26 protein-coding genes are annotated in these 25,453 nt (G+C 69.4%); 12 read left to right on the top strand and 14 right to left on the bottom strand.

The genetic code is table 11. From position 1 onward, the window contains the following. From sufT to sufB, 6 genes are all read right to left on the bottom strand, one after another. A complete protein-coding gene (sufT, locus tag ABUE11_RS10685) occupies positions 1 to 555 on the bottom strand; it encodes a putative Fe-S cluster assembly protein SufT (RefSeq protein ID WP_367065306.1) in 555 nt (184 codons plus the stop codon). After that, positions 552 to 1,016, bottom strand: coding sequence for a Fe-S cluster assembly sulfur transfer protein SufU (gene sufU / locus ABUE11_RS10690; RefSeq protein ID WP_367065307.1), 465 nt, complete (start codon positions 1,014 to 1,016; stop codon positions 552 to 554). The genes sufT and sufU overlap by 4 nt, the downstream gene beginning before the upstream one ends. Further along, positions 1,013 to 2,254, bottom strand: coding sequence for a SufS family cysteine desulfurase (locus ABUE11_RS10695; protein ID WP_367065308.1), 1,242 nt, complete (start codon positions 2,252 to 2,254; stop codon positions 1,013 to 1,015). The genes sufU and ABUE11_RS10695 overlap by 4 nt, the downstream gene beginning before the upstream one ends. Beyond that, positions 2,247 to 3,494, bottom strand: coding sequence for a SufD family Fe-S cluster assembly protein (locus tag ABUE11_RS10700; RefSeq protein ID WP_367065309.1), 1,248 nt, complete (start codon positions 3,492 to 3,494; stop codon positions 2,247 to 2,249). Before ABUE11_RS10700 ends, ABUE11_RS10695 begins: the two co-directional genes overlap by 8 nt. Positions 3,495 to 3,498: 4 nt before the next feature. Then, the gene (sufC, locus tag ABUE11_RS10705; RefSeq protein ID WP_367065310.1) at positions 3,499 to 4,269 is read right to left on the bottom strand and encodes a Fe-S cluster assembly ATPase SufC; all 771 of its coding nucleotides are present in this window, start codon (positions 4,267 to 4,269) and stop codon (positions 3,499 to 3,501) included. A 77-nt stretch (positions 4,270 to 4,346) separates the two neighbouring features. Next, positions 4,347 to 5,849, bottom strand: a complete 1,503-nt coding sequence (gene sufB / locus ABUE11_RS10710; protein WP_367065311.1) for a Fe-S cluster assembly protein SufB — start codon at positions 5,847 to 5,849, stop codon at positions 4,347 to 4,349. A gap of 276 nt (positions 5,850 to 6,125) precedes the next feature. Between sufB and rpsU the strand changes: the two genes are divergently transcribed. Next, positions 6,126 to 6,338 carry a 30S ribosomal protein S21 gene (gene rpsU / locus ABUE11_RS10715; RefSeq protein WP_007833691.1) on the top strand — a complete coding sequence of 71 codons (213 nt, stop codon included), beginning with the start codon at positions 6,126 to 6,128 and terminating at the stop codon, positions 6,336 to 6,338. 112 nt (positions 6,339 to 6,450) lie between these two features. Then, positions 6,451 to 6,897, top strand: a complete 447-nt coding sequence (locus ABUE11_RS10720) for a GatB/YqeY domain-containing protein (protein WP_367065312.1) — start codon at positions 6,451 to 6,453, stop codon at positions 6,895 to 6,897. A 179-nt stretch (positions 6,898 to 7,076) separates the two neighbouring features. On the opposite strand, the gene ABUE11_RS10725 is transcribed toward ABUE11_RS10720, so the two are convergent. Genes ABUE11_RS10725 through ABUE11_RS10735 form a run of 3 tightly spaced genes read right to left on the bottom strand, consistent with a single transcriptional unit; the run spans position 7,077 to position 9,374 of the window. After that, a complete protein-coding gene (locus tag ABUE11_RS10725; protein WP_367065313.1) occupies positions 7,077 to 7,715 on the bottom strand; it encodes a glutathione S-transferase family protein in 639 nt (212 codons plus the stop codon). A gap of 52 nt (positions 7,716 to 7,767) precedes the next feature. Next, positions 7,768 to 8,472: a YafY family protein gene (locus tag ABUE11_RS10730; protein WP_367065314.1), complete on the bottom strand. Its 705-nt coding sequence runs from the start codon at positions 8,470 to 8,472 to the stop codon at positions 7,768 to 7,770. Further along, positions 8,469 to 9,374: a LysR substrate-binding domain-containing protein gene (locus ABUE11_RS10735; protein ID WP_367065315.1), complete on the bottom strand. Its 906-nt coding sequence runs from the start codon at positions 9,372 to 9,374 to the stop codon at positions 8,469 to 8,471. Before ABUE11_RS10735 ends, ABUE11_RS10730 begins: the two co-directional genes overlap by 4 nt. Positions 9,375 to 9,466: 92 nt before the next feature. On the opposite strand from ABUE11_RS10735, the gene ABUE11_RS10740 reads away from it, so the two are divergent. Then, complete coding sequence (locus ABUE11_RS10740; RefSeq protein WP_367065316.1) at positions 9,467 to 10,555, top strand: tartrate dehydrogenase; 1,089 nt, start codon at positions 9,467 to 9,469, stop codon at positions 10,553 to 10,555. Between the two features lie 163 nt (positions 10,556 to 10,718). Next, positions 10,719 to 11,750 carry a patatin-like phospholipase family protein gene (locus ABUE11_RS10745; RefSeq protein ID WP_367068802.1) on the top strand — a complete coding sequence of 344 codons (1,032 nt, stop codon included), beginning with the start codon at positions 10,719 to 10,721 and terminating at the stop codon, positions 11,748 to 11,750. 7 nt (positions 11,751 to 11,757) lie between these two features. Here the strand turns inward: ABUE11_RS10745 and ABUE11_RS10750 are convergent, their stop codons facing one another. Next, entirely contained in the window at positions 11,758 to 12,258 is a 501-nt protein-coding gene (locus ABUE11_RS10750; protein WP_367065317.1) for a hypothetical protein, read from the bottom strand. A 78-nt stretch (positions 12,259 to 12,336) separates the two neighbouring features. Further along, on the bottom strand, positions 12,337 to 13,329 hold the full coding sequence (locus tag ABUE11_RS10755; RefSeq protein WP_367065318.1) for a LysR substrate-binding domain-containing protein: 993 nt from the start codon (positions 13,327 to 13,329) through the stop codon (positions 12,337 to 12,339). 154 nt (positions 13,330 to 13,483) lie between these two features. Between ABUE11_RS10755 and ABUE11_RS10760 the strand changes: the two genes are divergently transcribed. From ABUE11_RS10760 to murI, 6 genes are all read left to right on the top strand, one after another. Next, the gene (locus ABUE11_RS10760) at positions 13,484 to 14,473 is read left to right on the top strand and encodes a tripartite tricarboxylate transporter substrate binding protein (RefSeq protein WP_367065319.1); all 990 of its coding nucleotides are present in this window, start codon (positions 13,484 to 13,486) and stop codon (positions 14,471 to 14,473) included. Between the two features lie 25 nt (positions 14,474 to 14,498). Then, positions 14,499 to 16,046 (top strand): altronate dehydratase family protein, encoded by a 1,548-nt coding sequence (locus ABUE11_RS10765; protein WP_367065320.1) that lies wholly within the window; start codon positions 14,499 to 14,501, stop codon positions 16,044 to 16,046. A gap of 68 nt (positions 16,047 to 16,114) precedes the next feature. Beyond that, positions 16,115 to 17,584 carry an NAD-dependent succinate-semialdehyde dehydrogenase gene (locus tag ABUE11_RS10770; RefSeq protein ID WP_367065321.1) on the top strand — a complete coding sequence of 490 codons (1,470 nt, stop codon included), beginning with the start codon at positions 16,115 to 16,117 and terminating at the stop codon, positions 17,582 to 17,584. A 2-nt stretch (positions 17,585 to 17,586) separates the two neighbouring features. After that, positions 17,587 to 18,390, top strand: coding sequence for an HpcH/HpaI aldolase/citrate lyase family protein (locus tag ABUE11_RS10775; protein ID WP_367065322.1), 804 nt, complete (start codon positions 17,587 to 17,589; stop codon positions 18,388 to 18,390). A gap of 37 nt (positions 18,391 to 18,427) precedes the next feature. After that, positions 18,428 to 19,072 carry a DUF938 domain-containing protein gene (locus ABUE11_RS10780; RefSeq protein WP_367065323.1) on the top strand — a complete coding sequence of 215 codons (645 nt, stop codon included), beginning with the start codon at positions 18,428 to 18,430 and terminating at the stop codon, positions 19,070 to 19,072. A gap of 31 nt (positions 19,073 to 19,103) precedes the next feature. After that, entirely contained in the window at positions 19,104 to 19,982 is an 879-nt protein-coding gene (gene murI / locus ABUE11_RS10785) for a glutamate racemase (protein WP_367065324.1), read from the top strand. A gap of 39 nt (positions 19,983 to 20,021) precedes the next feature. Here the strand turns inward: murI and ABUE11_RS10790 are convergent, their stop codons facing one another. From ABUE11_RS10790 to ABUE11_RS10800, 3 genes are read right to left on the bottom strand one after another with little or no spacing between them, the layout of a single operon-like run. Beyond that, positions 20,022 to 20,993, bottom strand: coding sequence for a tripartite tricarboxylate transporter substrate binding protein (locus tag ABUE11_RS10790; protein WP_367065325.1), 972 nt, complete (start codon positions 20,991 to 20,993; stop codon positions 20,022 to 20,024). Between the two features lie 26 nt (positions 20,994 to 21,019). Next, positions 21,020 to 22,012 (bottom strand): hydroxymethylglutaryl-CoA lyase, encoded by a 993-nt coding sequence (locus tag ABUE11_RS10795; RefSeq protein ID WP_367065326.1) that lies wholly within the window; start codon positions 22,010 to 22,012, stop codon positions 21,020 to 21,022. Then, positions 22,009 to 23,220, bottom strand: coding sequence for a CoA transferase (locus ABUE11_RS10800; protein ID WP_367065327.1), 1,212 nt, complete (start codon positions 23,218 to 23,220; stop codon positions 22,009 to 22,011). Before ABUE11_RS10800 ends, ABUE11_RS10795 begins: the two co-directional genes overlap by 4 nt. A 125-nt stretch (positions 23,221 to 23,345) precedes the next feature. On the opposite strand from ABUE11_RS10800, the gene ABUE11_RS10805 reads away from it, so the two are divergent. Further along, on the top strand, positions 23,346 to 24,248 hold the full coding sequence (locus ABUE11_RS10805; RefSeq protein WP_367065328.1) for a LysR family transcriptional regulator: 903 nt from the start codon (positions 23,346 to 23,348) through the stop codon (positions 24,246 to 24,248). Then, positions 24,245 to 25,327: an elongation factor P maturation arginine rhamnosyltransferase EarP gene (gene earP, locus ABUE11_RS10810; RefSeq protein WP_367065329.1), complete on the top strand. Its 1,083-nt coding sequence runs from the start codon at positions 24,245 to 24,247 to the stop codon at positions 25,325 to 25,327. The genes ABUE11_RS10805 and earP overlap by 4 nt, the downstream gene beginning before the upstream one ends. Positions 25,328 to 25,453 lie beyond the last annotated feature (126 nt).

Here is a 25,453-nt window from a genome sequence, read left to right on the forward strand (position 1 = left end):
CTACAGCCCGAGCGCGAGCTGCGCCTCCTCGCTCATCATGGAGCGATCCCAGGGCGGGTCGAACACCAGGTTCACGGTGATGTCGGCCACGCGCGGCAGGGCCAGCACCTTGTCGCAGACCTCGTTGGCGATCGACTCGCCCATGCCGCAGCCCGGGGCGGTGAGCGTCATGTCGATGACCACGCGCACCTTGTCGGCCTCGTCCGACGGCGAGAAGTCCAGGCGGTAGACCAGTCCCAGATCGACGATGTTGACCGGGATCTCGGGGTCGTAGCAGGTGCGCAGCGTGTCCCAGATGAGCGGCTCCAGGTCGTCGATGTGCAGGTCCTCGGGCACGGCGACGGTCTCGGGCGGCTGCTTGCCGATGGCGTCGGCGTCCTGGCCCTTGAGGCGCATGAGCTGGCCCTCGACGAGCAGCGTGAACGACGAGCCCAGCGCCTGCGTGATCTGGGCCAGCATGCCCTGCTCGAGCTCCACGGGCTGGCCGCTCGGGATGGTCTCGACCATGACGTTGCGGCGCACCAGCACGTCCTCGCGGTGGCGGCGGTTCATCATGGCTGGCCCTCCTCGGTCGACACGGGCTGGCCGTCGTTGTCGGCAATGGCGTGCATGAGCGCGTGCCAGCCGAGCAGCGCGCATTTGATGCGGCTCGGGTACTGGCGCACGCCCGACAGGCTCACGAGCTTGCCCAGCGGCGCCTCCTCGGGGTCTTCCTCGCCCGTGAGCACGGCGCGGAAATGCTGCTGCAGCTCCTGCGCCACGGCCAGGTCGCGGCCCTTGACGGCCTCGGTCATCATGGACGTGGACGCCATGCAGATGGCGCAGCCCTGGCCAGTGAAGCGGATGTCGGCCACACGGTCACCGTCGAGCTGCAGTTCCACCGCGATGCGGTCGCCGCAGGAGGGGTTGGTGCCCTGTGCCTGGTGCGTGGGCGCGGCCAGGTGGCCGAAGTTGCGCGGCGCGCGCTTGTGCTCCAGCACCACTTCCTGGTACAGGTCGTTCTCGGCACTGCTCATTGAAAAACCTTCACGGCATGGGCCACGGCGGCGACCAGACGGTCGACCTCCTCGGCGGTGTTGTACAGGGCGAACGAGGCGCGCGTGGTCGGCCCCAGGCCCAGGTGGTCGTGCAGCGGCTGGGCGCAGTGGTGGCCCGTGCGCACGGCAATGCCGCGCTCGTCAAGCAGCGTGCCGATGTCGTGCGGATGCACGTCGCGCGCCACGAAGGACACGAGCGAGGCCTGCGTGGCATGCGGCGCGAGCACGGTGACGCCGTCGATCGCCGACAGCCCCGCCACGGCCTGCGCACGCAGCGCGTGCAGGTGCGCGTCGATGGCGCCGCGCCCCACGCTGTCGATGAAGCGCGCGGCCGCCGCCAGCCCCACGGCGCCGGCGACGTTGGGCGTGCCGCCCTCCAGGCGCGCGGGCAGCGGGGCCCAGCCGGCCTCCTCATAGCTGACCCAGTCGACCATGTCGCCGCCCAGGCGCAGCGGATACAGAAGTTGTAGCGCCTCGCGCTTGCCTACCAAGGCGCCCGTGCCCATGGGGCCATAGATCTTGTGGCCCGAGAAGGCCATGAAGTCGCAGTCCAGGTCGGCGATCGCCGGCATCTCGTGGCCCACGGCCTGGGCGGCGTCCAGCACCGTCAGCGCGCCGGCGGCGCGCGCCAGGCTCAGCATCTGCTCGTACGGCGGGCGTTCGCCCGTGGCGTTGGCGCAGGCGGTGATGGCCAGCACGCGCGTGGCGGGCGTGAGCAGGGCCTCCAGGTCCCGCACATGCACACGGCCCTGGGCGTCGGGCCGCAGCACGACAAGCTCGGCGCCCGTCATGCGCGCGGCCTGCTGCCAGGGCACGAGGTTGGCGTGGTGCTCCAGGCCGCTGACGATGATGCGGTCGCCCGCGCGCAGCCAGGCCTTGGGCGCCCCCGCGGCCCACAGGCCCTGGGCGACGATGTTGAGGGCCTCGGTCGTGCCGCTCGTGAAGACGAACTCGTGCGCGCGGCCCGCGCCGACGAAGCGCTTGAGCTCGACACGCGCGGCCTCGAACGCGTCGGTGGCGCGCTGGCTCAGCGTATGCACGCCGCGGTGGATGTTGGCGCGGTCATGCTGCTCGAAGCGCTGCAGCGCCTGCTGCACGGCCAGTGGCGTCTGCGTGGTGGCCGCGTTGTCCAGATAGGCCAGCGGCTGGCCATGCACGCTCTGGGCGAGTATGGGGAACTGCGTGCGCAGATCGGCCACGGAGAGCACTTCAGCCATGGTGCACCTCCGCCTCGCCCTGCAGCTGCGCCGCGACGGCGCGCGTGAGCCAGCCGGCGCGCAGCCACTGGGCCAGCAGGCCGTTGTCCTCAGAGCCCAGGCAGCGCTCGAGCAGCGCGCGCGCCATGCCCTCGATGATGAGGGCGCGCGCGCTGGCCTCGTCCAGGCCGCGCTGGCGCGCGTAGAACAGCGCCTCCTCGGGCAGCGCGCCCCAGGTGGCGCCATGCGCGGCCTGCACGTTGTCGTGCAGGATCTCCAGGTGCGGGCGCAGGATCAGGCGCGGGTTGCCCGCGAGCGGCACGCCCGTGAGGCGCTGGTGCACGTCGGCCTCGTCGGCGCCCGGCGCAATCCAGGTGTGGGCGTTGGCCACCACATGCGCCCTGCCCTGGGCCAGCGCGAGGGTCTGCACGCTGCTTACGCCATGCGCGGCCTCGATGCGGGTGTAGGACTGCTGGTCCAGCTTGTCGGCGCCCGCGAGCAGCAGCGCGCAGCTGCGCGCCTGTGCCCCCGTGCCCTGCAGCGTGATGTGGTTGCGCTGCAGGTGGTAGCCGCCGCTGGTGGCGACCAGGGCCTGGGCATATTGCGCGCCCGCGGCCACGCTGACATGCACATGGTGGGCCACGCTGTCGGCCGCCGCGGGACGGACGATGCGCAGGTGCTGCATCGTGGCGCCCGCGCCCAGGCGCACATGGGCGTGCAGGTTCTGCGCGACCTGCTGGTGGCAGGCGCCGGCCTCGCGCTCATGGGTTTCCAGGAGCACGCATTGCACGCCGGGGTCCACGTCGACCACGAGCAGCGGCGCCTCGGCCTGGGCGCGCGGCAGGTGGCGCAGTTCGAGCCAGACGGGTTCGCGCTCGCGCCCGGGCGTGGCGCTGATGCGCAGGCGCAGACCCAGGCGGCACAGCGCGCGGTGCGCCCAGGCAAAGGGCGCGGCCTCGCCGTCGCCGGGCAGCGGCAGGCCGGCGAAGAGCTCGGCGCGCTCGGCCGGGGCGAGTGCATCGAGCCAGCGCGCGTGGATGCCGCTGGAGGCGTGGTTGCCGAACTGGTTGTGTATGGGGTGCAGCGTCCAGCCCGAGCCGTCGAGGGCCGGGGCCTCGCAGCCCTGCTCGTGCTGCGCGCCCAGCCACTGTGCGAGCGCGGGCGGCGGCAGGTGGTGGAAGGCTTCGCTGTGGCGTGCGATCCAGCCCTGCTGCTCCAGGTGCTGGCGCGCGGCGAGGATGTCGGCTCTTGCGCTGTCCATGGCCTCAGGCCTCCACGGTCTGGCGCGCGCGCGCAAAGCCCGTGCGTGCGATGCCGCGCGCGAGCTCGAGGTCGCCGGTCTCGGCGATGCAGCCCTGATCCAGGCGCAGCACGGTATCGGGCTCGAGCTGCTCGATCATCTGCAGATAGTGCGAGACGACGATGAAGGCCGTGCCGCTTGCGCGCAGCTTCTGCACCAGGGCGACGACGGCGCGCACGCCGTCCACGTCCATGCCCGAGTCGATCTCGTCGAGCATGGCAAGGCGGGGCTTGAGCAGCGACAGCTGCAGGAGCTCGTTGCGCTTTCTCTCACCGCCCGAGAAGCCCTCGTTGACCGGTCGGTTCAGCATGGCCTCGGGCAGGCCCAGCTCCTTGGCTGCCTTCTTGGCGCTCGAGAGGAAGTCGAAGGCGTCGAGCGGCTCCTGGCCGCGCGCCTCGTGCATGGCGTTCAGTGCCGTGCGGATGAAGAAGTTGTTCTTCACGCCCGGCACATCGGGCGGCGACTGGAAGGACAGGAACAGCCCGGCGCGCGCGCGCTCATGCGCGGGCAGCTGCAGCAGGTCCTGGCCGGCGAGCAGCGCCTGCCCGCCCAGCACCTGGTAATGCGGGTGGCCCGCCAGCGCCATGCCCAGCGTGCTCTTGCCGCTGCCATTGGCGCCCATGAGCACGACGAGCTGGCCGGGCTGCACATCGAGCGATACCGAGTGCAGCACGGTGCGCTCGCCAACTTGAACGCGCAGGTCGCGCACTTGCAGCAAAGGGGTGGGTTGGGTCATGTGGGTTCCTATATTTTTGATAGCTTACCGCGCTTTCCAGATGAGCGCTGGAGCCGCTTTTTATTCAAATTTCGGTATCAGCCGACCGCGCCTTCGAGCGACACGGCGAGCAAGGCCTTGGCCTCGAGCGCGAACTCCATGGGCAGCTCCTCGAGCACGGCCTGGCAGAAGCCGCCGACGATCAGCGCCGTGGCCTCCTGCGCGTCGATGCCGCGCTGCTCGCAGTAGAACAGCCGCTCCTCGGAGATGCGCGTGGTCGTCGCCTCATGCTCGACCACGGCGTCGGCGCGCGCCGTGTCCACATAGGGGAAGGTGTGGGCGCCGCAATGGCTGCCTATGAGCAGCGAATCGCACTGCGTGTGGTTGCGCGCGCCCTCGGCACCGGGATTGACGCGCACCAGGCCACGGTAGCTGTTCTGCGCATGGCCCGCGCTGATGCCCTTGGAGACGATGCGGCTGGTGGTGTTCTTGCCCAGGTGGATCATCTTCGTGCCCGTGTCCGCCTGCTGCCAGTGGTTGGACACGGCGATCGAGTGGAACTCGCCATTGGACTCGTCGCCGCGCAGCACCACGCTCGGGTACTTCCAGGTGATCGCCGAGCCGGTCTCGATCTGCGTCCACGCGATGCGCGATCGTCTGCCCGCGGCCAGACCGCGCTTGGTCACGAAGTTGTAGATGCCGCCCACACCGTTCTCGTCACCGGGGTACCAGTTCTGCACGGTGGAGTACTTGATGAAGGCATCGTCATGCGCGATGAGCTCGACCACGGCCGCGTGCAGCTGGTTCTCGTCGCGCTGCGGCGCGGTGCAGCCCTCGAGGTAGCTGACCTGGCTGCCCTCGTCGGCAATGATCAGGGTGCGCTCGAACTGGCCAGTGTTCTGCGCGTTGATGCGGAAGTACGAGGACAGCTCCATGGGGCAGCGCACACCCTTGGGGATGTAGACGAAGGAGCCATCCGAGAACACCGCCGAGTTGAGCGCGGCGTAGAAGTTGTCGCCCTGCGGCACCACCGTGCCCAGGTATTTTTCGACCAGCTCGGGGTGGTTCTGCACCGCGTGCGAGAACGAGCAGAAGATCACGCCCACGTCGGCCAGCTGCTTGCGGAACGTCGTGCCCACCGAGACCGAGTCGAACACCGCATCCACGGCCACGCCGGCGAGCGCCGCGCGCTCGTGCAGCGGCACGCCGAGCTTTTCGTAGGTCTCGAGCAGCTTCGGATCGACCTCGTCCAAGCTCTTGGGCTTTTCCTTCATGGACTTCGGTGCCGAGTAGTAGGACAGCGCCTGGAAGTCTATGGGCGCGATCTTCAGCCGCGCCCAGTCGGGCAGCTCCATGGCCTGCCAGCGCTTCAAGGCCGCCAGGCGCCAGTTGAGCAGGAACTCGGGCTCCTTCTTCTTGCGCGAGATGGCGCGTATCGTGTCCTCGTTCAGGCCCGGCGGCAGGCTGTCGGACTCGATGTCGGTCACGAAGCCATGCTGATAGGGGCGTGCAAGGGCCTGCTCCAGCGCGGGGGCCTGCTGGACGGACTGGGCATCGGCGCCGGCATCCGGCGCGCCCAGGTTGACGGTTTCAGAGGTCATGGCTGCGGCCTGTCTTAAATGTTCATATCGTATGAATCTTTTGCCAATTCGGCAAACCGATGGACTGTCCCTGTAAAGGTATCAGGGATTTCCGCAGTGCGCAGGATGCCACGGAATCCTTGCCAACAATCTCTGTAAGCCTATAATGCTTGGCTTTGCTGGCAATACCCCGTCGGCCGGATACTAGTTAGAAGACGGGGAACCCGCCGCACATGGCACCCAGGCCCGATCTTCCTGGGAACCCTCTGTGGGCACATTTTGGAAACACATTAGCTAATGACCACCATTCGCGTTAAAGAAAACGAACCTTTTGACGTTGCCCTGCGCCGCTTCAAGCGCACCATCGAAAAGCTGGGCCTGCTGACCGACCTGCGCGCCCGCGAGTTCTACGAGAAGCCCACCGCCGAGCGCAAGCGCAAGAAGGCCGCCGCCGTCAAGCGCCACTACAAGCGCGTGCGCAGCATGCAGCTGCCCAAGAAGCTGTACTGAGCACAGTTTCGGCGCCGTCCTTTCACGGATCGCCCATCAACCCGCGCTAGGGACGCCAAGCGCGGGTTTTTTGTTTTGCGGGTTTGCCACTCACTGATTCACGGAAGCAGCCATGAGCCTCAAAGACCAGATCACCGAAGACATGAAGACCGCCATGCGTGCCAAGGACAGCGCACGCCTGGGCACTATCCGCCTGCTGCAGGCGGCCATGAAGCAAAAGGAAGTGGACGAGCGCATCACGCTCGACGACGCGGCCATCGTCGCCATCGTGGACAAGCTCATCAAGCAGCGCAAGGACAGCATCGCCGCCTTCGAGGGCGCGGGCCGCCAGGACCTGGCCGACAAGGAAAAGGCCGAGCTGGACGTGCTCAAGGCCTATCTGCCCGAGCGCATGTCCGAGTCCGAAATCCTCGACGCCGTCAAGGCCATCGTCGCCGAGGTCGGCGCCAAGGGCCCGGGCGACATGGGCAAGGTCATGGGCGTGGTCAAAACCCGCCTGGCGGGCAAGGCCGACATGGGCCAGGTGTCCGCCGCCGTCAAGGCCGCGCTGGCGGGCTGAACGCCACACCCAGCGCGGGCAGTCCGGGGCGCGGCGCCCGGGCCAGGCATCCACGGCGTCATGCCACCGTGACGCGGACGAGGACGCCCACGGTCGTCGATCCAACCGCCTGAAAGCTACCAAGTAAATAGCTGCTCGCTCTTTATAGGCAGGTCCTGCAGGCTCATTTCTCTCCAAGATCACCCGACCATCGCCGGAAGCGGATGCGCCGCCGCCAACGCGTCGTCGCGGGCGTTGGCGCGCAAGGCCGCCGGGCGCTGCAGGTGGGGCAGCGCATAGTCCTCGAACACGGCCTTGCGCTCGAGCATGCCGAAGTGCATGTAGTAACCGAGCACCGAGGCCATGTAGAGGTCGGCCACGGTGAAGCCATCGCCCGCCAGGTGCGCCCTGCCGGCCACGGCCTGCTCCAGCGTGCGCATCAGGTCGGCCTCGTTGCCGTAGCCCGCCTGCGATGAGGGCGCCAGCGCGCCGTACTTGCGCGCGGTGAGGAACGACTCCAGCGGCCCGGCGGCGAAGAACAGCCAGCGGTAGCACAGTCCGCGCGGCGCCGTGCCGGGCGGCGGCAGCAGCGCCTTGTGCGGCACCAGGTCGGCAAGGTGGGTGCAGATGGCGGCGCCCTCGGTAATGACCACGCCAGCGTGGCGCAGCGCGGGCACCTTGCCCATGGGGTTGATCGCCAGGTATTCAGCCCCCTTCATCGTGGTGCCGTAGTCCATGATGACCTCCTCGTAGGGCAGGCCGGTTTCCTCCAGCATCCAGCGCGTGACGCGGCCGCGGGAGATGGGATGGGTGTAGAAGGTCAGGGTGTCGTCGCGCATGGTGGGCTCCTTTGCAAGTGGTGAAGGAACCGCAGTCTGCGCCGGGGCGCTGTCAATTCCTGTCAGCAGTCTCGCGCAGCTTTTCCCGCTGCCAGCGCCGCAGCAACTGGTGGCGCTGCGCCGGGTAGCGGCGGCCGGTGTCTTCCAGCGCCAGCACCCGGTCGGCGCGGAAGTGGCGGAAGTCGCCGCGCAGCTCGCACCAGCCCGCCAGCAACCGCACCTGGTCGAGGAAGGCCATGGCAAAGGGCCACACCACCCGCTCGGTGACGGCTCCGTCCGCGTCGGCATAGCGCATGCGCACCGCATGGCCCGCGCGGATGGCGTGGCGCAGCGTGGAGACCCAGGGCTCGGGCGGCGGGCCCTGCCATCCCGGGGCGAAGAGGCCGCTGGTTTCCACCTCCAGCCGCAGGGCATCGGGCAGGATGCCAGCGATGCGCTCCATGGCCTGCGTGGCGGCCGCGGCCAGTTGCGGGTCGGCGTGGGCGGCCACCCACCGGGCGCCGAGCAGCAGGGCCTCCAGCTCCTCGGGCGGAAACATCATCGGCGGCAGCAGGAAGCCGGGGCGCAACTGGTAGCCCACGCCCGCATCGCCCGCCACGTCGGCGCCCTGCGCGCGCAGGGTGTTGATGTCGCGGTACAGCGTGCGCGGGCTCACGCCCAGGCGCTCGGCCAGCGCGGCGGCGGTGACGGGCCTGCGGCGGCGGCGGAGTTCGTCCAGCAGTTGCAGCAGGCGGGCGGAGCGCACCGGACGGCTCATGCCACAACCCCCTGCGCAAAGTATTCCTGCAGAAACTCCACGCACACGCGCACCTTGGCTGAAAGCTGCAGCCGCGTGGGATAGACGGCCCACACGTTGGCTTCCTGCCGCCATTCGGGCAGCACCTGCACGAGACGCCCCGCGCGCAGGTGCGCGCCCACGTCCCAGAGCGAGCGCAGCGCGATACCACAGCCATCCACGGCCCACTGCACCACCATCTCGCCGTTGTTGGCCGACAGCGGCCCGGTCACCTTCACCGTCTCCTCCTGCGCTCCCGCGCGCAGGCGCCACACGCCGAACGGGTGGTCGCGCTCCTTGATCACCAGGCAGTCGTGCGCGGGCAGCTCGGCCAGGCTGCGCGGCGTGCCCCGGCGCGCGAGGTACTCGGGCGCGGCGCAGAGCACGCGGTGGTTGTCGGCCAGGCGCCGCGCGATCAGGTGCGGTGCGATCTCGTCGCCCACGCGCACGTCCAGGTCAAAGCCCTCGCCCGCGACGTCAACGAGCCGGTCGAAGACCTCCAGCCGCACCTGCAGGCCCGGGTGGCGCCGCACCAGGCGCGAGAGCGCGGGCGCGACCACGTTGCGCCCGAAGCCGAAGCTGCTGGAGATACGCAGCAGCCCCTGCGGCTCGCGGCGCGTGACGGCCACCTCCTGCAAGAGCTGGTCCATGTCGTCGAGGATGCGCTGCGCCCAGTGGAACACGCGCTCGCCTTGGTCGGTGACCGTGACGCGACGCGTGGTGCGATGCAGCAGCGGCACGCCCAGCTCCTGCTCCAGCAGGCGGATGCGCTTGCTCACGTAGGCGGGCGAAGCCGACAGCGCCTGCGCCGCCGCGGCAAAGCCGGCCTTGCGCACCACGGTGCAGAAGACACGCAGGTCGTCGGTGGGCGGGATTTTCTGCACGATATGTGAACAGTACAACCACAGAATCGCACATTGTATGAATCCCGTCATCAGTGAACAATGGCGGTCATCACATCCCGGAGAACCACCGCATGCAAACCACCTACAAGATCGCCGTCCTGCCCGGCGACGGCATCGGCCGCGAAGTCATGCCTGAGGGCCTGCGCGCCGTGCAGGCCGCGGCCGCACGCTTTGGCCTGGCGCTGGAGCTGCACCCCTTCGACTGGGCGCACTGCGACTACTACCAACAGCACGGCAAGATGATGCCCGACGACTGGAAGGCCCAGCTCTCGGGCATGGACGCCATCTACTACGGTGCCGTGGGCTGGCCCGCCACGGTGCCCGACCATGTGTCGCTGTGGGGGTCGCTGCTCAAGTTCCGGCGCGAGTTCGACCAGTACATCAACCTGCGCCCGGTGCGCCTGTTCGAGGGCGTGCCCTGCCCGCTCGCGGGCCGCAAGCCCGGCGACATCGACTACCTGGTCGTGCGCGAGAACACCGAGGGCGAGTACACATCGCTCGGCGGCATCATGTACGAGGGCACGGACCGCGAGGTCGTGATCCAGGAATCGGTCTACTCGCGCCACGGCGCCAACCGCCTGCTCAAATTTGCCTTCGACCTGGCCCAGAGCCGCGCGAGAAAGCATGTGACGCTCGCCACCAAGAGCAACGGCATCGCCATCAGCATGCCCTGGTGGGACCAGCGCGCCGAGGAGGTGGCCCAGCAGTATCCCGAGGTGACGCTGGACAGGCAGCACATCGACATCCTCACGGCGCGCTTCGTGCTGCAGCCCGGGCGCTTCGACGTGGTGGCGGCCACGAATCTGTTCGGCGACATCCTCTCCGACCTGGGGCCGGCCACCACGGGCACGATTGGCCTCGCGCCCTCGGCCAACCTCAACCCGGACCGGACCTTCCCCAGCCTGTTCGAGCCCGTGCACGGCTCGGCGCCCGACATCTACGGGCGCAATATCGCCAACCCGATTGCCATGATCTGGTCCGGCGCGCTCATGCTGGACTTTCTGACCCACGGCCAGGGCGCGGGCCGGCAGGCGCATGACGCCATCGTCGCGGCCATCGAGGAGGTCATCAGGAGCGGGCCACGCACGCCCGACCTGGGCGGCGATGCCAACACCACGCAGGTGGGCGAGGCCATCGCGACGCTGATCGCCAAGGGCTGATATGCTCCTTAATTGATAGCTGTCAGCGCTTGCCATATAAGCGCTGGCGGCTATTTTTTCTCAGTGTTTCATAGCACAACAACCTTGCTCGCAAGGGAGCAAAACACCGCGCCCTATACTCCCGCCCCTGATGAAAACAGGATCTGAAGCGGGGCCCCTCGCCATGCGCATGGCGGCCCTCTTGCGCCCCTTGAGCTATCTGGGCCTGGCCGGCCTTGCCGCCTGCGCCGGAAGCCCGACAGGCCACAACCCCGCACCCGTGGCGGCCCCGGTGGCCACCGCCCCCGCCCCCATCAAGATCGGCATTGCCCTGGGCGGCGGCGCGGCCAAGGGATTTGCGCACATCGGCGTGCTCAAGACGCTCGAGGCCAACGGCCTGGCGCCGGCCGTCGTGGCCGGCACCAGCGCGGGCAGCGTGGTCGGCGCGCTGTACGCGAGCGGCATGAACGCCGCCGAGCTGCAGCGAAAGGCCGTGGCCCTGGACGAGTCCAGCATCCGCGACCTGCAGCTGTCCTCGGGCGGGTTGGTGCAGGGCCAGAGGCTAGAGGACTATGTGAACGAGCAGGTGCGCCGCAAGAGCCTGGAGCAGCTGCCCAAACCCTTCGTGGCCGTATCGACGAGGCTCGAGGACGGCGAGCGCACCGTGTTCGCGCGCGGCAACACGGGCCAGGCGGTGCGCGCGTCCAGCAGCATCCCGGGCGTGTTCCAGCCCGTGGCCATTGGCAAGTTCCATTTCGTCGACGGCGGCATCGTCAGCCCCGTGCCCGTGGATGCGGCGCGCCAGCTCGGCGCCGACGTGGTGGTGGCCGTGGACATCTCCAACAAGGCGCGCGGCAAGGCCCCCGAGCACATGCTGGGCGCGCTCACCCAGTCCATCGCCATCATGGGTCAGAGGCTCGGCCAGGCCGAGCTCGCGCGCGCCGACGTGGTGATACGCCCCGAGGTGCTGGACATGGGCCCGACGGACTTCCACCTGCGCCGCCAGGCCATCCGGGAGGGCGAAAAGGCCGCCCAGGCGGCCCTGGCGCAGCTGCGCACGCGCATCGCCCAGCTGCAGACCGAGCGCGCACAGGCCGCACAGCTGGCGCAGCAGCAGGCGCTGCAGGCGCGGCGACAGGACTGCCTGGACAGTCGCACGCGGCTGCAGAAGCTCGCGGGCATGGCGGGGCTGGGCGACTCCTGCGCCGCGCCCTGAGCTCACCTCACTCGGCGCGCAGCCGGGCCTGGTCGTCGGTAATCGCCTTTTCCTGGCCCTTGATCGCCTGCCGGTCCTGATAGACCTTTTCGGCGTCGGGCGAGGTAGCGGCCATGCGCCCATGCCGGTCGTCATGCTGCTGACGGCGTGCATCGGCCTTGAGCCGGGCCTCGTCCTGCGTCAGCGCGGCCTTGTCCTCCTTGCGCTGCAGAGAACCCTTGCCGTCTGTGGCAATGTCCTTCTTCTCGCCCTGGATCGCCTGTCTGTCCTGGTAGACACGCATCGAATCCTTGGACTCGGCGGCCATCCTGCCCTCGGCCTTGTCGGCCTTGAGCTGCCTGGCGTCCCGGGTCAGCTGCCCGCGTTCGCGTGCCAGCGCGGCCTCGTCGGCCTTGAGCTGGGCGGCAGCTTCCTGCCGGGGCGTCACCTGGGCCCAGGCGCCGGTGGCACCTCCCAGGGTAAGGGCTGCGGCTACGACCATCAGTCCGGTCGACATGTGCAATGTCATGGTTCGTACTCCTCGTGCTGTGTAGGCGTTGGGTGCCGAGGTATCCGCGTATCCGGCATCGCCGATGTGTTCATCGACTCAGGTTGGAAACCCGCGACGCGCTCGGAGTTCCGGTAATGGGGCGAGGCGCCTGCGCCGCGCGGGCCGTGTCACTCCCTCCCTCAGACAATCAAGCAGCAACGCTGTCACCGGCGTGGGCCGCTGGCCGCGCAGCGTGATCAACCCCACGGGTGGCAGCTCCACCGGCACGTCGAGCCGCAGCACATCCAGCATGCCCTGCTCTGCGAAGTGCAGCGCCACGGCCCGCGCCACGAAGGCCACGGCTCCGCGCTGCTGCATGAAGCTGAGTTGCGAAAGAAAGGAGGTCGACTCGATGATGTCCACGGGCGGGTGCAGACCATGGGCGAAGAACTGCTGCTCGAGCTTCACACGCAGCGAGGCCCAGGGCGGCGGCAGCACGCAGGGCTGCTCGGCCAGATCGGCCCACTGAACGGCACCCTGGTGCGCAAGCGCGTGGCCCGGGTGCACCACGGCCACCATGGGGTCCTCGTAGAGCGGCTCGGTCTCAAGGTCGGGCGAGGCGTAGGCCGGCTCCAGGCGGCCCACGTACAGATCCAGCTCTCCCAGGCGCAGCTTTGGCAGGAGGCGCGCCAAGTCGCCCTCCTCGATGAGCACAGTGGCCCGGCGCGAGCGCGCCTTGAGCCGCTGCACGGCCTGAACCAGCAGCACTGGCGTGGCCGACACCATGGCGCCCACGCTGGTGCGGCCGCTGGCGCCGCTGGCCTCGGCGGCGATCTCGTCGCGCGTGCGCTCGTAGCCCGCGAGCACCGAGCGCGCAAAGCGCACCACGCTGGCCCCAGCGGCCGTGGGCTGGGTGCCGCGCGTGGAGCGCTCGAACAACGGCAGGCCGAACAGGGACTCGATCTCGGCCAGCGTCTTGGAGACAGCCGGCTGCGTGAGCGAAAGAAATTCCGCCGCCCGCCCCAGGTGGTGAAACTGGTCCAGCGCCACCAGCATCTGCAGGTGACGCAGCTTGAGGTTGCTGCGCAGTACGCGGTCTATCTGTGCCATGGCCAAGCTCTCTTGACTGTCGTCATATTCATAACTGTTTTGCAATGAAGCGAGTCCGTATTTTCATTGGATTGTTATGCCACGGCGCCGAACAATGCGCTCCGGCCGATCGTTTGGTCAGAGTCCGTCCGCAGACAAAAACACAGGAGACCCCATGCAGACCCCACGCAGCAACCGCCGCCAATTCGTCCTCGGCGCCCTTGGCGCCGCCACCCTCGGTGCCGCCTCCCCCCGCCTGTTCGCGCAGGGCTGGCCCGAGCGCCCCATCACCTTCATCTGCCCCTGGCCCGCGGGTGGCACGGCCGACCAGTCGATGCGCGCGCTGTGCACCGTGGCTGGCCGCGTACTCGGTCAGGCCATCGCGGTGGAAAACCGAGCCGGCGCCTCGGGCATGATCGGCGCCAAGGCCCTGGCGTCGGCCAAGCCCGACGGCTACACCATCGGCCAGATCCCGATCTCGGTCACGCGCTTCTCGCAGCTTGGCACCCTACAGGCCGACCCACGCAAGGACTTCAGCTACATCGCTCGCACCTCGGGCCAGACCTTCGGCATCGCCGTTCCGGCCGCATCGCCGTTCAAGACGCTGCAGGATCTGGTGGCCGCCGCCAAGGCCAGGCCCGGCCAGGTGACCTACGCCCACGCGGGCGTGGGCGGCGCCACCCATGTGGGCATGGAGGAATTCGCCCTGGCCGCGGGCATACAGCTCAACCATGTGCCCTACAAGGGCGGCGCAGAGGCGCTGCAGGGCGTGCTCGGCGGCCACGTGGATGCGCTCGCCGACTCCAGCTCCTGGGCACCGCATGTCGAGGCCGGCAAGCTGCGCCTGCTGGCCACCTGGGGCGAGCAGCGCACGGCACGCTTCAAGGACACGCCCACGCTCAAGGACCTGGGATACAACGTGGTGGTCGATGCCCCCAACGGCATAGGCGCACCCAAGGGCCTGGATCCAGCCGTCCTCGCCAAGCTGCGCGACGCCTTCCGTCAGGCCGTGGCCAGCCCCGAGTTCAAGGCCGTGGCCGACAAGCTCGACGCGCCCCTGCTCTACCTGGATGGCCCAGACTACGAAAAATACGTGTACGCGGTCTATGAGAAGGAAACCATGCTCATCGACAAGCTCAGGCTGCGTGAGCTGATGCGCAACTGACCTCTCCCCCCACGGGCCTCCGACAATGATCACACCCCACACCAGCCCCGTCCTGCTGCACCTGCACCCCAACGACAACGTCTACGTCGCCAAGACTGCTCTGGCGCTGGGTCAGGAAATTCCCGAACTGGGCGTGCGCACGCGCGCCCAGGTGCCGCCTGGGCACAAGATCGCCGCGCGCCGCATCGCCGAGGGCGAGCAGGTGCGCAAGTACGACACCGTGATCGGCGTGGCCACGCGCGATCTGGAGCCGGGCGACTACGTGCACAGCCACAACCTGAAGATCGTGGACTTCTACCGCGACCCGGCCTTCGGCGCCGATGTGCGGCCCGTGGACTACGTACCCGAGGGCGAACGCGCGACTTTCCAGGGCTTTGTGCGCGCCGACGGCCGGGTGGGCACGCGCAACTTCATCGGCATTCTGTCGTCGGTGAACTGCTCGGCCACGGTAATCCGGCATATCGCAGCGCATTTCACGCCCGAGCGGCTCGCGGCCTATCCCCATGTGGACGGCGTCGTGGCCTTTGCCCAGACCAGCGGCTGCGGCATGTCCTCGCCCAGCGAGCATTTCGACGTGCTGCGCCGCACGCTGGCCGGCTATGCGCGCCACCCCAACCTGGCCGGCGTGCTCATCGTAGGCCTGGGCTGCGAGCGCAACCAGGTCAGTGCGCTCGTGGAGTCGCAGGGCCTGAAGGACGACCCGGCCAACGGCCGATTGCTGCGCACCATGGTGATGCAAGAAGTGGGCGGCACCCGCTTGACCATCGAGGCCGGCATCCGCGCCGTCGAGGAAATGCTGCCGATCGCCAATCTGGCCACGCGCCAGACGGTGAGCGCCAGCCACCTCAAGATCGGACTGGAGTGCGGCGGCTCGGACGGCTTCTCGGGCATCACGGCCAACCCTGCGCTGGGCGCTGCCATGGACATCCTGGTGCGCCACGGCGGCACGGCCATCCTGAGCGAGACGCCCGAGATCCACGGCGTGGAATTCATGCTCACGCGCCGCGCCATCAGCCCCGAGGTAGGCCAAAAGCTGCTCGACCGGCTGGCCTGGTGGGAACGATATGCCAGCGGCCAGAACGCGCAGTTCAACGGCGTGGTGGGCCATGGCAACCAGGCCGGCGGCCTGGCCAACATCTTCGAAAAGTCGCTGGGCAGCGCCATGAAGGGCGGCACCACGCCGCTGCGCGCAGTCTACGAATACGCCGAGCCCATCACCGAAAGCGGCTTCGTGTTCATGGACTCGCCCGGCTACGACCCCGTGGCCACCACGGGCCAAATCGCCAGCGGCGCCAACCTGATCTGCTTTACCACCGGGCGCGGCTCGATGTTCGGCAGCAAGCCCGCGCCCACGATCAAGCTGGCCACGAACACGCCCATGTACCAGCGTCTGACGGAGGACATGGACATCAACTGCGGCCTGATCGTCGATGGCGAATGCACGGTGCCCGAGATGGGCGGACGCATCTTCGAGCAGATCCTGCGTCACGCCAGTGGTGAACCCACCAAGAGCGAGGCCCTGGGCCTGGGGGACAATGAGTTCGTGCCCTGGCATCTGGGCATCGTCAGCTGATCGCTACATTATTAATAGCTGATAGCGCTTTACCAATAAGCGCTGGAGGCCCATTTGGTACCAATTTCATGCCTCTGACCCTGACCCGCACCGACCTGATCCGCAGCGCCAACTTCATCAACGGCGCCTGGACCGCCACACCGGCTGCACGCCTGGCCGTCACCGACCCGGCCACCGGCGCCACCATCACCGAGGTGCCCGACTCGGGCGCAGCCGAGGCCCGCGCCGCGCTCGATGCCGCGCACGCTGCCTTCCCCGCCTGGCGCAGGCTACCGGCCAGGCAGCGCGCGGCCATCATCAAGCGCTGGAATGACCTGGTGCTCGCACACCAGGACGACCTGGGCAGGCTGATCTCCCTGGAGCAGGGCAAGCCCCTGGCCGAGGGCAAGGGCGAGGTCGCCTACGCCGCCAGCTACATCGAGTGGTTTGGCGAGGAGGCCACGCGCGTGAACGGCGAGATCATCCCCGCGCCCGTGCCGGGCCGGCGCATGTTCGCGCTGCGCGAGCCCGTGGGCGTGGTGGCCGCCATCACGCCCTGGAACTTTCCCGCCGCCATGATCGCGCGCAAGATTGCGCCGGCCCTGGCCGCCGGCTGCACCGTGGTCTGCAAGCCCGCCGAGGACACGCCGCTCACCTCCTTGGCCCTGGTACTGCTGGCACAGGAAGCCGGCGTGCCGGCGGGAGTGCTCAACATCGTCACCGCCTCGCGCGAGAACACGCCCGAGGTGGTGGACGTGTGGCTCGACGACGGCCGCGTGCGCAAGGTCACCTTCACCGGCTCCACGCCCGTAGGCAAACACCTGGCGCGGCGCAGCGCCGACACGCTGAAAAAGCTCTCGCTCGAGCTCGGTGGCAACGCCCCCTTCATCGTCTTCGATGATGCCGACGTGGACGCCGCCGTCGAAGGCTTCATGGCCGCCAAGTTCCGAAACGGCGGCCAGACCTGCGTCTGCCCCAACCGCGTGTTCGTGCAGCGCGGCGTGTTCGACGCGTTCGCGCACAAGCTCGCCGCGCGTGTGGCCGCGCTCAAGGTGGGCCCGGCCAGCGACCCGGCCTCGCAGATCGGACCCATGATCAACGACCGCGCGGTCGAGAAGATCGAGCGCCATGTGCAGGACGCCATCGCCAAGGGCGCCCGCCTGCTCACCGGCGGCCAGCGCCTGGCCGCGCTCGGCCCCACCTACTACGCGCCCACCGTGCTCACCGGCGCCAGCGCCGACATGGCCTGCGCCTGCGAGGAAACCTTCGGCCCCGTGGCACCGCTGACCATGTTCGAGAGCGAAGACGAGGTGATCCGGGCCGCCAACGACACGCCCTTCGGCCTGGCGGCCTACTTCTACAGCCAAGACGTGCGCCGCATCTGGCGCGTGGCCGAGCTGCTCGAGACCGGCATCGTCGGCATCAACGAGGGCGCCATCTCGGCCGAGGCCGCACCCTTTGGCGGTGTGAAGGAGTCGGGCTACGGGCGCGAGGGATCGACGCACGGACTGGACGACTACCTGCACACCAAATATGTCTGCCAAGGCCAGCTGGACTGAACATGCCCGCACACAACCCCTTCAAATCCGCCCTGGCCGCGCGCCAGCCCCAGATCGGCCTGTGGCTGTCCATGGCCGACCCCTACCTGGCCGAAGCCGCAGCCACCTGTGGCTATGACTGGCTGCTGATCGACGGCGAACATGCGCCCAACGACCTGCGCAGCACGCTGGCCGCGCTGCAGGCCGTGGCCGCCCACCCGGGCCAGCCCGTGGTGCGCGTGGTGGAGGGCAGCACGGCCCTCATCAAGCAGATGCTGGACATAGGCGCCAAGACCCTGCTCGTGCCCATGATCGACACGGCCGAGCAGGCCCGCGCCGTCGCTGCCGCCACACGCTACCCGCCCCTGGGCGTGCGCGGCGTGGGCAGCGCCACGGGGCGTGCCTCGCAGTGGAGCAGCCGCAGCGACTACCTGGACGTGGCCGACGACGACATCTGCCTGCTGGTCCAGGCGGAGACCACCACGGCGCTCGCCAACCTGGCGGACATCTGCGCCGTGGATGGCGTGCACGGCGTGTTCATCGGCCCGGCGGACCTGGCCGCATCCATGGGCCACCGCGGCAACCCCGGCCACCCCGAGGTGCAGGCCGCGATCGAGGCCGCCATGAAGACCATCATCGCCAGCGGCAAGGCCGCGGGCACGCTGACCTCCGACCCGAAACTCGCGCGCCGCTACCTGGACCTGGGCTGCACCTTCGTCGCCGTGGGCGTGGACGTGCTGCTGTTCACCCAGGCGGCACGCAAGCGCCGCGCAGAGCTCGCCGGCCAACCCGCAGGCGCCGAGCCGCCGCCCAGCGCCGCGTACTGACAGGGGGAATAATCGGGCGGTGCATGCTCCAGCCACCATGACCGCCTCTCAATCCCCCCATCCTCCGCCCGATCTACCCTTCTCCCAGTCCTGCGAGAAAAACCAGGCCCCCATCCTCGCCGTGCTGCGGCAGGCCTTTGCCGACCGCCGCCGGGTGCTGGAGATAGGCTCGGGCACGGGCCAGCATGGCGTGTACTTCGCGCCGCGCCTGCCGCACCTCGTCTGGCAGACCAGCGACCTGGCCGAGAACCACGCCGGCATACGCGCCTGGCAGGCCGCCCATCCCGCGCCCAATCTGCGCGCGCCGCTGCTGCTGGACCTGGCCCACGGCGACTGGCCCGATGGCGCATACGACGCCGTGTTCAGCGCCAATACCACGCACATCGTCGCCTGGCCGCTGGTACAGAACCTGTTTGCGCTCGCCGGCGGCCACCTGCCCGCGGGTGGCCTGCTGGCGCTCTACGGCCCGTTCAACTACGGCGGGACCTTCACCAGCGAGAGCAACCGCGCCTTCGACGCCTGGCTGCGCCAGCGCGACCCGAAAAGCGGCATACGCCACTTCGAGGACATCGCAGCGCTGGCCGCGCAGCACGGCCTGACGCTGGCGCAGGACCACGCCATGCCGGCCAACAACCGCCTGCTGGTGTTTCGCCGCGGCGCCGGCGCCGCTGGCGTAGAGTGACACCCTTCGCCCATCCATCGCCCCGCATTCCATGACCGAACCCCCCGCCGCCCGGCCCATAGGCGTCTTCGACAGCGGCATAGGCGGCCTGAGCGTGCTCCAGGCCCTGCGCCACGAGCTGCCACACGAAGACTTCGTCTACCTGGCCGACAGCGGCAACGCCCCCTATGGCGACGCCAAGGGTGAGGCCTTTGTGCAGCAGCGCACGCTGGCGATTGCGCGCTGGCTGCGCGCGCAGCATGGCATCAAGGCCCTGGTGGTGGCCTGCAACACGGCCACGGCCGCGGCCGTGGAGCGGCTGCGCGCCACGCTGCCCGACCTGCCCGCCATCGGCGTGGAGCCCGCGCTCAAGCCCGCGGCCGCCTGCAGCCAGACCCACCATGTGGGCGTGCTGGCCACGCGCGGCACCGTGGGCAGCGCGCGCTTTCAACGGTTGCTGGCGGCCCATTCGGCGCACACGCGGTTTGCCGTGCAGCCCTGCGACGGCCTGGCCCGGGCCATAGAGCAGAGCACCGAGGAGCCCCTGCCGGCCACCGAGTCTGCAGCAAAAATAAGAGCGCTTTGCGCCCAGTACACGGGCGCTCTAGGCCTGTTTGGTCTGAAAACCGGCGAGATGGACACGCTGGTGCTGGGCTGCACCCACTATGTGTTCGCCAAGGACGCGCTGCGCGCCCTGGTCGGCCCCGACGTGCAGATTCTGGACACCGGCGCCGCCGTGGCGCGCCAGACGCGCCGCATCCTGACCCAGGCCGGCACGCTGGCGGACGAGCAGGCCGACGCAGAGGGCAGCATCCGCCTCTACACCACGGGCCGGCTCGATGCGCTGCAGGCCGCGGCCGGGCGCTGGCTGGACCTGCCCGCCGCATGCTGCTCGGCGCTGCCGGCCGATGGTGGCAGGTCGGGGCCGTAGGCCGGGCAAGGTGGCGGCCGGCCCTCGGATGGCCAGGCCTTATTCGGCCTGGATCTTCGAGCTCTTGATCACGCCGGCCCAGTTGGAAAAGTCGGCCTTCACGCGCTCGCCGAGCTGCTGCGGACCCAGGTAGTCGGCGCTGGCGCCCTGCTCCTGCGCCTTCTTGCGGAAGGCCGGGTCTTCCACGACCTTCTTCATGTCGGCGGCCAGCCTGTCGATGACGGGCTTGGGCACGGCGGCCGGCGCGAACAGCGCAAACCACGAGGTGGCGTTCACGCCGGGGTACCCGGCCTCGGCCGTGGTGGGCACATCGGGCAGGCTGGCCAGGCGCTCCTTGCCCGTGACGGCCAGCACGCGCAGCTTGCCCGCGGCGATGTGCGGCATGAACGGCGGCGCGGTGCCGAAGGTCAGGTCCACCTGGCCGCCGAGCAGGTCCTGCAGCGCCGGGCCCGTGCCCTTGTAGGGCACGTGGACCATCTTGATGCCACCCTGCTGCTCCAGCATGGCGCCGGTCACATGCTGCAGCGAGCCATTGCCCGACGAGGCGTAGTTGAGCCGCCCGGGGTTGGCCTTGGCATAGGCGATCAGCTCTTGCAATGTCTTCACCGGCAGGCCCTCGCGCACGACGATGATCTGCGGCGCCGAGAGCACGTTGGCGATCGGCTGGAAGTCCTTCTGCTCCCACTGCGGGGCCTTGGCCAGATGCGGCGAGATGACGTGAAAGCCCGAGTACTGCATGAGCAGCGTGTAGCCGTCGGGCTCGGCGCGCTTGACGATGCCCGCCGCGATGGCGCCGTTGCCGCCGCCCTTGTTGTCCACCACCACCGACTGGCCCAGCACGGGCGCGAGCGCCTGCGCCGCCATGCGCGCCGCAATGTCGGTGGTGCCGCCGGCTGCGGCCGGCACGACGAAGGCCACGGTCCTGGCGGGGTATGCGCCCTGGGCCCAGGCGCCGGAGAGCGCGGCCGCGGCCAGGGCGGCGATGGTGAATTGCTTGCGTGTAATGTGCATTCGCTTGTCTCCTCGGGTGGTGAAAATCAGATGGCGGCGCGCGCCTGCGCACGCTCGCGGATGGCGGCAAAGTCCGCCGGCACCGGGTGCAGGTGCAGCCGCTGGCCGGCCTTGGCGATCTGGCTCGGCACCTCGTGGCCTATGAGCGCCGGCAAGCGCGCCACGGCGTCCAGCAGCGCGGCGAGATCGACGCCCGTGTCATAGCCCATGAGCGCGAGCGCATGCACGAGCTCCTCGGTGCACACATTGCCCGTGGCGCCCGGCGCGTAGGGGCAGCCGCCCAGCCCGCCGAGCGAGGCATCGAACCGGCTCGCCCCGGCATCGATGGCGGCCAGCACATTCGCCAGGCCCATGCCGCGCGTGTTGTGAAAGTGCAGCGTGAAGGCCAGCTGCTGCCAGCGCGCGAGCGCCTGCGCCGTGAGCCTTGCGACCTGCGTCGGGTAGGCCATGCCCGTGGTGTCGCACAGCGTGATGCCGGTCACGCCCAGGTCGGCAAAGCGCTGCACCCAGTCGCTCACCACCTCCTCGGCCACATCGCCCTCCATGGGGCAGCCGAAGCTGCAGGACAGCGATACGTTGACCGGCACCCGCGCGGCCTGGGCCATGGCCACGACCTGCGCGAGCGCCGCGAACGACTGCGCGCGTGTCATGCGCAGGTTGGCCAGGTTGTGCGTCTCGCTCACCGACATGACGAGGTTGAGCGCGTCGGTGCGCGACTCGATGGCGCGCTCGGCGCCGCGCGCATTGGGCACGAGTGCGGTGTAGACGACGCCCGGCCGGCGCGCTATCTCGCGCATCACGATCTCCGCGTCGCGCAGCGCGGGGATGGCCGTGGGCGAGGTGAACGAGGTGACCTCTATCTTGGCCAGGCCCGCCGCCGAGAGCGCATTCACGAGCGCGATCTTGTCCTCGGTGGGCACGAACTGCGCCTCCATCTGCAGGCCATCGCGCAGGCCCACGTCGCACAGTGCAATGCGCCGCCCGGCGCCCTGCCACACACCGCTGCACACGGCATTCACTGGATCACCCCCTTGCTGCGCAGCAGCGCGATCTGCTCGGCCGTGATGCCTGCCTCGGCGAGCACCGCATCGGTGTCGTCGCCCAGGCGCGGAGCGCTCGTGCGAATGCTGCCCGGCGTGGCCGAGAGCTTGGGGACTATGCCCGGCACGGTGACCTCGTAACCGTCGCGCGTGCGCTGGGTCAGCAGCATGTCGCGCGCCCGGTAATGCGGGTCCTCGAAGATGTCCCTGGCCGTGTAGACCTTGCCCGCCGGCACGCGGGCCGCGGCGAGCAGCTCCATGACCTGGGCCACGGTGCGCTCGGCCGTCCAGGCGCCAATGGCGGCGTCGATCTCGGCCACGCGCGCCACGCGGCCGGCGTTGTCGGCCAGCTGCGGGTCGGCCTCCAGGTCCTGCCGGCCTATGGTGGCCATCAGGCGCTTGAAGATGCTGTCGCCATTGCCGGCCACCAGCACCCAGCCGTCCTGGCAGGCGTAGGCATTGCTGGGCGCAATGCCCGGCAGCGCGCTGCCCGCAGCCTCGCGCACGGCGCCAAAGGCGCTGTATTCGGGGATCAGGCTTTCCATGCAGTTGAACACGGCCTCGTGCAGCGCCACATCGATGACCTGGCCCGCGCCGCCATTGGCCTTGCGGTGGTAGAGGGCCATCATCACGCCGATGGCGCCATGCAGCGCGGCCAGCGTGTCGCCTATCGACACGCCCACGCGCACCGGCACGCGGCCGGGCTCGGCCGTCAGATGCCGCAGGCCGCCCATGGCCTCGCCGATCACACCAAAGCCCGGCAGGTCGCGGTAGGGCCCGGTCTGGCCATAGCCCGAGATGCGCAGAATCACCAGCCCCGGGTTGAGCGCGTGGAGCTGCTCGGGCGACATGCCCCAGCCCTCGAGCGTGCCGGGGCGGAAGTTCTCGATGAGCACATCGGCCTCGGCGATCAGGCGGCGCGCAATCTCCTGGGCCTCGGCCTGACGCAGGTCCAGCGCCACCGAGCGCTTGTTGCGCGACTGCACCTGCCACCAGACCGAGGTGCCCTCCTTGATGAGGCGCCAGTTGCGCAGCGGGTCGCCCGTGCCCGTGGCCTCTATCTTCACCACGTCGGCACCAAACTCGCCCAGTGTCTTGCCGCAGAACGGCCCGGCGATGAGCTGGCCCATCTCGATCACGCGCACGCCGGCAAGCGCGGCGGGCGTGAGGGTGGCTGTGTCTTGCATGCCATGTCTCCTGAAAATCAGGCGCGCATCATGCGCCGGCTCTGGTGGCCACTCAAAGCGCTTTGGCGCGACGCTGCCATCGCCATCCGGCATGGCAGTGCGCGCTCGCAGTACCATCGCCCGCCATGAAGCTGGACCCGCTTTCCCTGCGCCTGTTCGTCGCCGTCATGGAGAACGGCGCCATCGCGCGCGCCGCCGCGCGCGAGCACATCGCCGCATCCGCCGCCAGCCGCCGCCTGGCCGAGCTGGAAGACCAGCTGCGCGTGGAGCTGTTTGCACGCAGCAACCGCGGCACCGAACCCACGGCCGCGGCCTATGCGCTGCTGCAGCTGGCGCGCGGCGTGCTCAACGACCTGGACGGCATTGCCACGCAGATGCGCGACTACCGCGCCGGCGTACGCGGCCATGTGCGCGTGGTGGCCAACATCTCGGCCGTCACGCAGTTTCTGCCGCACGAGCTGCAGCGCTTCATGGCCGCGCACCCGCAGGTCGATGTGCGCCTGGTGGAGCAGATCAGCAGCGCCGTGGCGCAGTCGGTGGCCGAGAACGCGGCCGACCTGGGCATACTGAACCACGGCAGCTATGGCGAGCGCGTCACGCTGCTGCCCTACCGCGAGGACGAGCTCGTGCTCATCGTGCCCACGGGCCATGCGCTGGCGCGCCGCCCCAGCGCCCGCCTGGCCGACGCGCTGGACTGCGACTTCGTCGGCATGCACCCGGGCAGCGCCATCAACCACCTGCTTGCGCGCGCAGCGGCCGAGCTGGAGCGGCCCCTGCGGCTGCGCATGCAGGTCACGAGCTACGACGCGCTGTGCCTGATGGTATCGGCCGGCCTGGGCGTGGCCGTGCTGCCGCGCGGCAGCGCGCAGAACCTGCGCGGCTCGCTGGCGATTCGCGCCGTCACTCTGGCCGAGCCCTGGGCGCGCCGACGCCTGTCGCTGTGCGTGCGCGCGCACGAGCCGCTGTCGGGCGCGGCCCGGCTGCTCGTCGAGCATCTGCGCGCGGCCCCCGAGGAGCAGGCCGCATGAACCGCAGGCTGCGCTGCGACCTCTTCTGCCAGGTCATAGACAACTTTGGCGACATCGGCGTGTGCTGGCGCCTGGCGGCCGAGCTCGGCGCCCGCGGCCACGCCGTGCGCCTGTGGACGGACGACGCGAGCGCCCTGACCTGGATGGCGCCGCAGGGCGCCGCGGGCGTGCAGGTGCGGCCCTGGCCGACCGAGGCGCCGCCGGATGGGCCGGGCGACGTGGTGGTCGAGGCCTTCGGCTGCGAGATTCCTGCAAATTTCATAGCTGCCATCGCACGCCAGGCAAGCGCTGAAGGCCAAAAACCCTTGTGGATCAACCTCGAATACCTGTCGGCCGAGGGCTATGTGGAGCGCTGCCACGCCCTGCCCTCACCGATCATGAGCGGGCCCGGCGCGGGCCTGACGCGCTGGTTCTTCTACCCGGGCTTCACGCCGCGCACCGGCGGCCTGCTGCGCGAGCGGGACCTGGCGGCGCGCCAGGCGGCCTTCGACCGCCCGGCCTGGCGCGCGCGCCACGGCTTGGCGGCGGACACGCTGGCCGTCTCGCTGTTCTGCTACGAGCCGCCGTCGCTCGCGCAGCTGCTCGCGCAGCTCGCGCCCCGCGGCGATGCGCGGCTCTTGGTCACGCCGGGGCGTGCCACGGCGGCGGTTTTGCATGAAATCGGCCTCAATCCCTTATGGAACAAGCGCGAGCAGCTCTCAATTTCATATCTTGAACCCTGCGCCCAGCCCGCGTTCGACGAGATGCTCTGGGCCTCTGACCTGAACCTGGTGCGCGGCGAGGACTCGCTGGTGCGCGCGCTCTGGGCCGGCCAGCCCTTTGTCTGGCACATCTACCCTCAGCATGACGACGCGCACCACGCCAAGCTGCTCGCGTTTCTCGACTGGCTGCAGGCGCCCGCCTCGCTGCGACGTTTTCACCTGCTGTGGAACGGGATGGAAGCCGCGCCGACGCTGCCCCCGCTCGACGCCGACACGCTCGCCGAATGGCGTGACTGCGCCCTCGCTGCGCGCGCGCGGCTGCTGGAACAAGCCGATTTATTGACCTTACTGTTGGGGTTTGTGGCCGAGAAAAGCTAGAATGCTTGGCTTTGCGCCACCTCTAGGCTGCACGTTTGCGTGTCCAGCCGGCGCCCCCGCCGCGGAACATGCGCCGGGGTGGAAGGCGGGCCCCCGCGGTCACGCCCGCCCGCCCCGTCTTGTGGA

Source organism: Oryzisolibacter sp. LB2S (assembly GCF_040732315.1).
GTDB lineage: Bacteria > Pseudomonadota > Gammaproteobacteria > Burkholderiales > Burkholderiaceae_C > Alicycliphilus > Alicycliphilus soli.

Bases quoted from the DNA above. Each gene is read 5' to 3' on its own strand.
- sufT (WP_367065306.1), bottom strand. From the start codon at position 555: ATGATGAACCGCCGCCACCGCGAGGACGTGCTGGTGCGCCGCAACGTC.
- sufU (WP_367065307.1), bottom strand. From the start codon at position 1,016: ATGAGCAGTGCCGAGAACGACCTGTACCAGGAAGTGGTGCTGGAGCAC.
- ABUE11_RS10695 (WP_367065308.1), bottom strand. From the start codon at position 2,254: ATGGCTGAAGTGCTCTCCGTGGCCGATCTGCGCACGCAGTTCCCCATA.
- ABUE11_RS10700 (WP_367065309.1), bottom strand. From the start codon at position 3,494: ATGGACAGCGCAAGAGCCGACATCCTCGCCGCGCGCCAGCACCTGGAG.
- sufC (WP_367065310.1), bottom strand. From the start codon at position 4,269: ATGACCCAACCCACCCCTTTGCTGCAAGTGCGCGACCTGCGCGTTCAA.
- sufB (WP_367065311.1), bottom strand. From the start codon at position 5,849: ATGACCTCTGAAACCGTCAACCTGGGCGCGCCGGATGCCGGCGCCGAT.
- rpsU (WP_007833691.1), top strand. From the start codon at position 6,126: ATGACCACCATTCGCGTTAAAGAAAACGAACCTTTTGACGTTGCCCTG.
- ABUE11_RS10720 (WP_367065312.1), top strand. From the start codon at position 6,451: ATGAGCCTCAAAGACCAGATCACCGAAGACATGAAGACCGCCATGCGT.
- ABUE11_RS10725 (WP_367065313.1), bottom strand. From the start codon at position 7,715: ATGCGCGACGACACCCTGACCTTCTACACCCATCCCATCTCCCGCGGC.
- ABUE11_RS10730 (WP_367065314.1), bottom strand. From the start codon at position 8,472: ATGAGCCGTCCGGTGCGCTCCGCCCGCCTGCTGCAACTGCTGGACGAA.
- ABUE11_RS10740 (WP_367065316.1), top strand. From the start codon at position 9,467: ATGCAAACCACCTACAAGATCGCCGTCCTGCCCGGCGACGGCATCGGC.
- ABUE11_RS10745 (WP_367068802.1), top strand. From the start codon at position 10,719: ATGCGCATGGCGGCCCTCTTGCGCCCCTTGAGCTATCTGGGCCTGGCC.
- ABUE11_RS10750 (WP_367065317.1), bottom strand. From the start codon at position 12,258: ATGACATTGCACATGTCGACCGGACTGATGGTCGTAGCCGCAGCCCTT.
- ABUE11_RS10755 (WP_367065318.1), bottom strand. From the start codon at position 13,329: ATGGCACAGATAGACCGCGTACTGCGCAGCAACCTCAAGCTGCGTCAC.
- ABUE11_RS10760 (WP_367065319.1), top strand. From the start codon at position 13,484: ATGCAGACCCCACGCAGCAACCGCCGCCAATTCGTCCTCGGCGCCCTT.
- ABUE11_RS10765 (WP_367065320.1), top strand. From the start codon at position 14,499: ATGATCACACCCCACACCAGCCCCGTCCTGCTGCACCTGCACCCCAAC.
- ABUE11_RS10770 (WP_367065321.1), top strand. From the start codon at position 16,115: ATGCCTCTGACCCTGACCCGCACCGACCTGATCCGCAGCGCCAACTTC.
- ABUE11_RS10775 (WP_367065322.1), top strand. From the start codon at position 17,587: ATGCCCGCACACAACCCCTTCAAATCCGCCCTGGCCGCGCGCCAGCCC.
- ABUE11_RS10780 (WP_367065323.1), top strand. From the start codon at position 18,428: ATGACCGCCTCTCAATCCCCCCATCCTCCGCCCGATCTACCCTTCTCC.
- murI (WP_367065324.1), top strand. From the start codon at position 19,104: ATGACCGAACCCCCCGCCGCCCGGCCCATAGGCGTCTTCGACAGCGGC.
- ABUE11_RS10790 (WP_367065325.1), bottom strand. From the start codon at position 20,993: ATGCACATTACACGCAAGCAATTCACCATCGCCGCCCTGGCCGCGGCC.
- ABUE11_RS10800 (WP_367065327.1), bottom strand. From the start codon at position 23,220: ATGCAAGACACAGCCACCCTCACGCCCGCCGCGCTTGCCGGCGTGCGC.
- ABUE11_RS10805 (WP_367065328.1), top strand. From the start codon at position 23,346: ATGAAGCTGGACCCGCTTTCCCTGCGCCTGTTCGTCGCCGTCATGGAG.
- earP (WP_367065329.1), top strand. From the start codon at position 24,245: ATGAACCGCAGGCTGCGCTGCGACCTCTTCTGCCAGGTCATAGACAAC.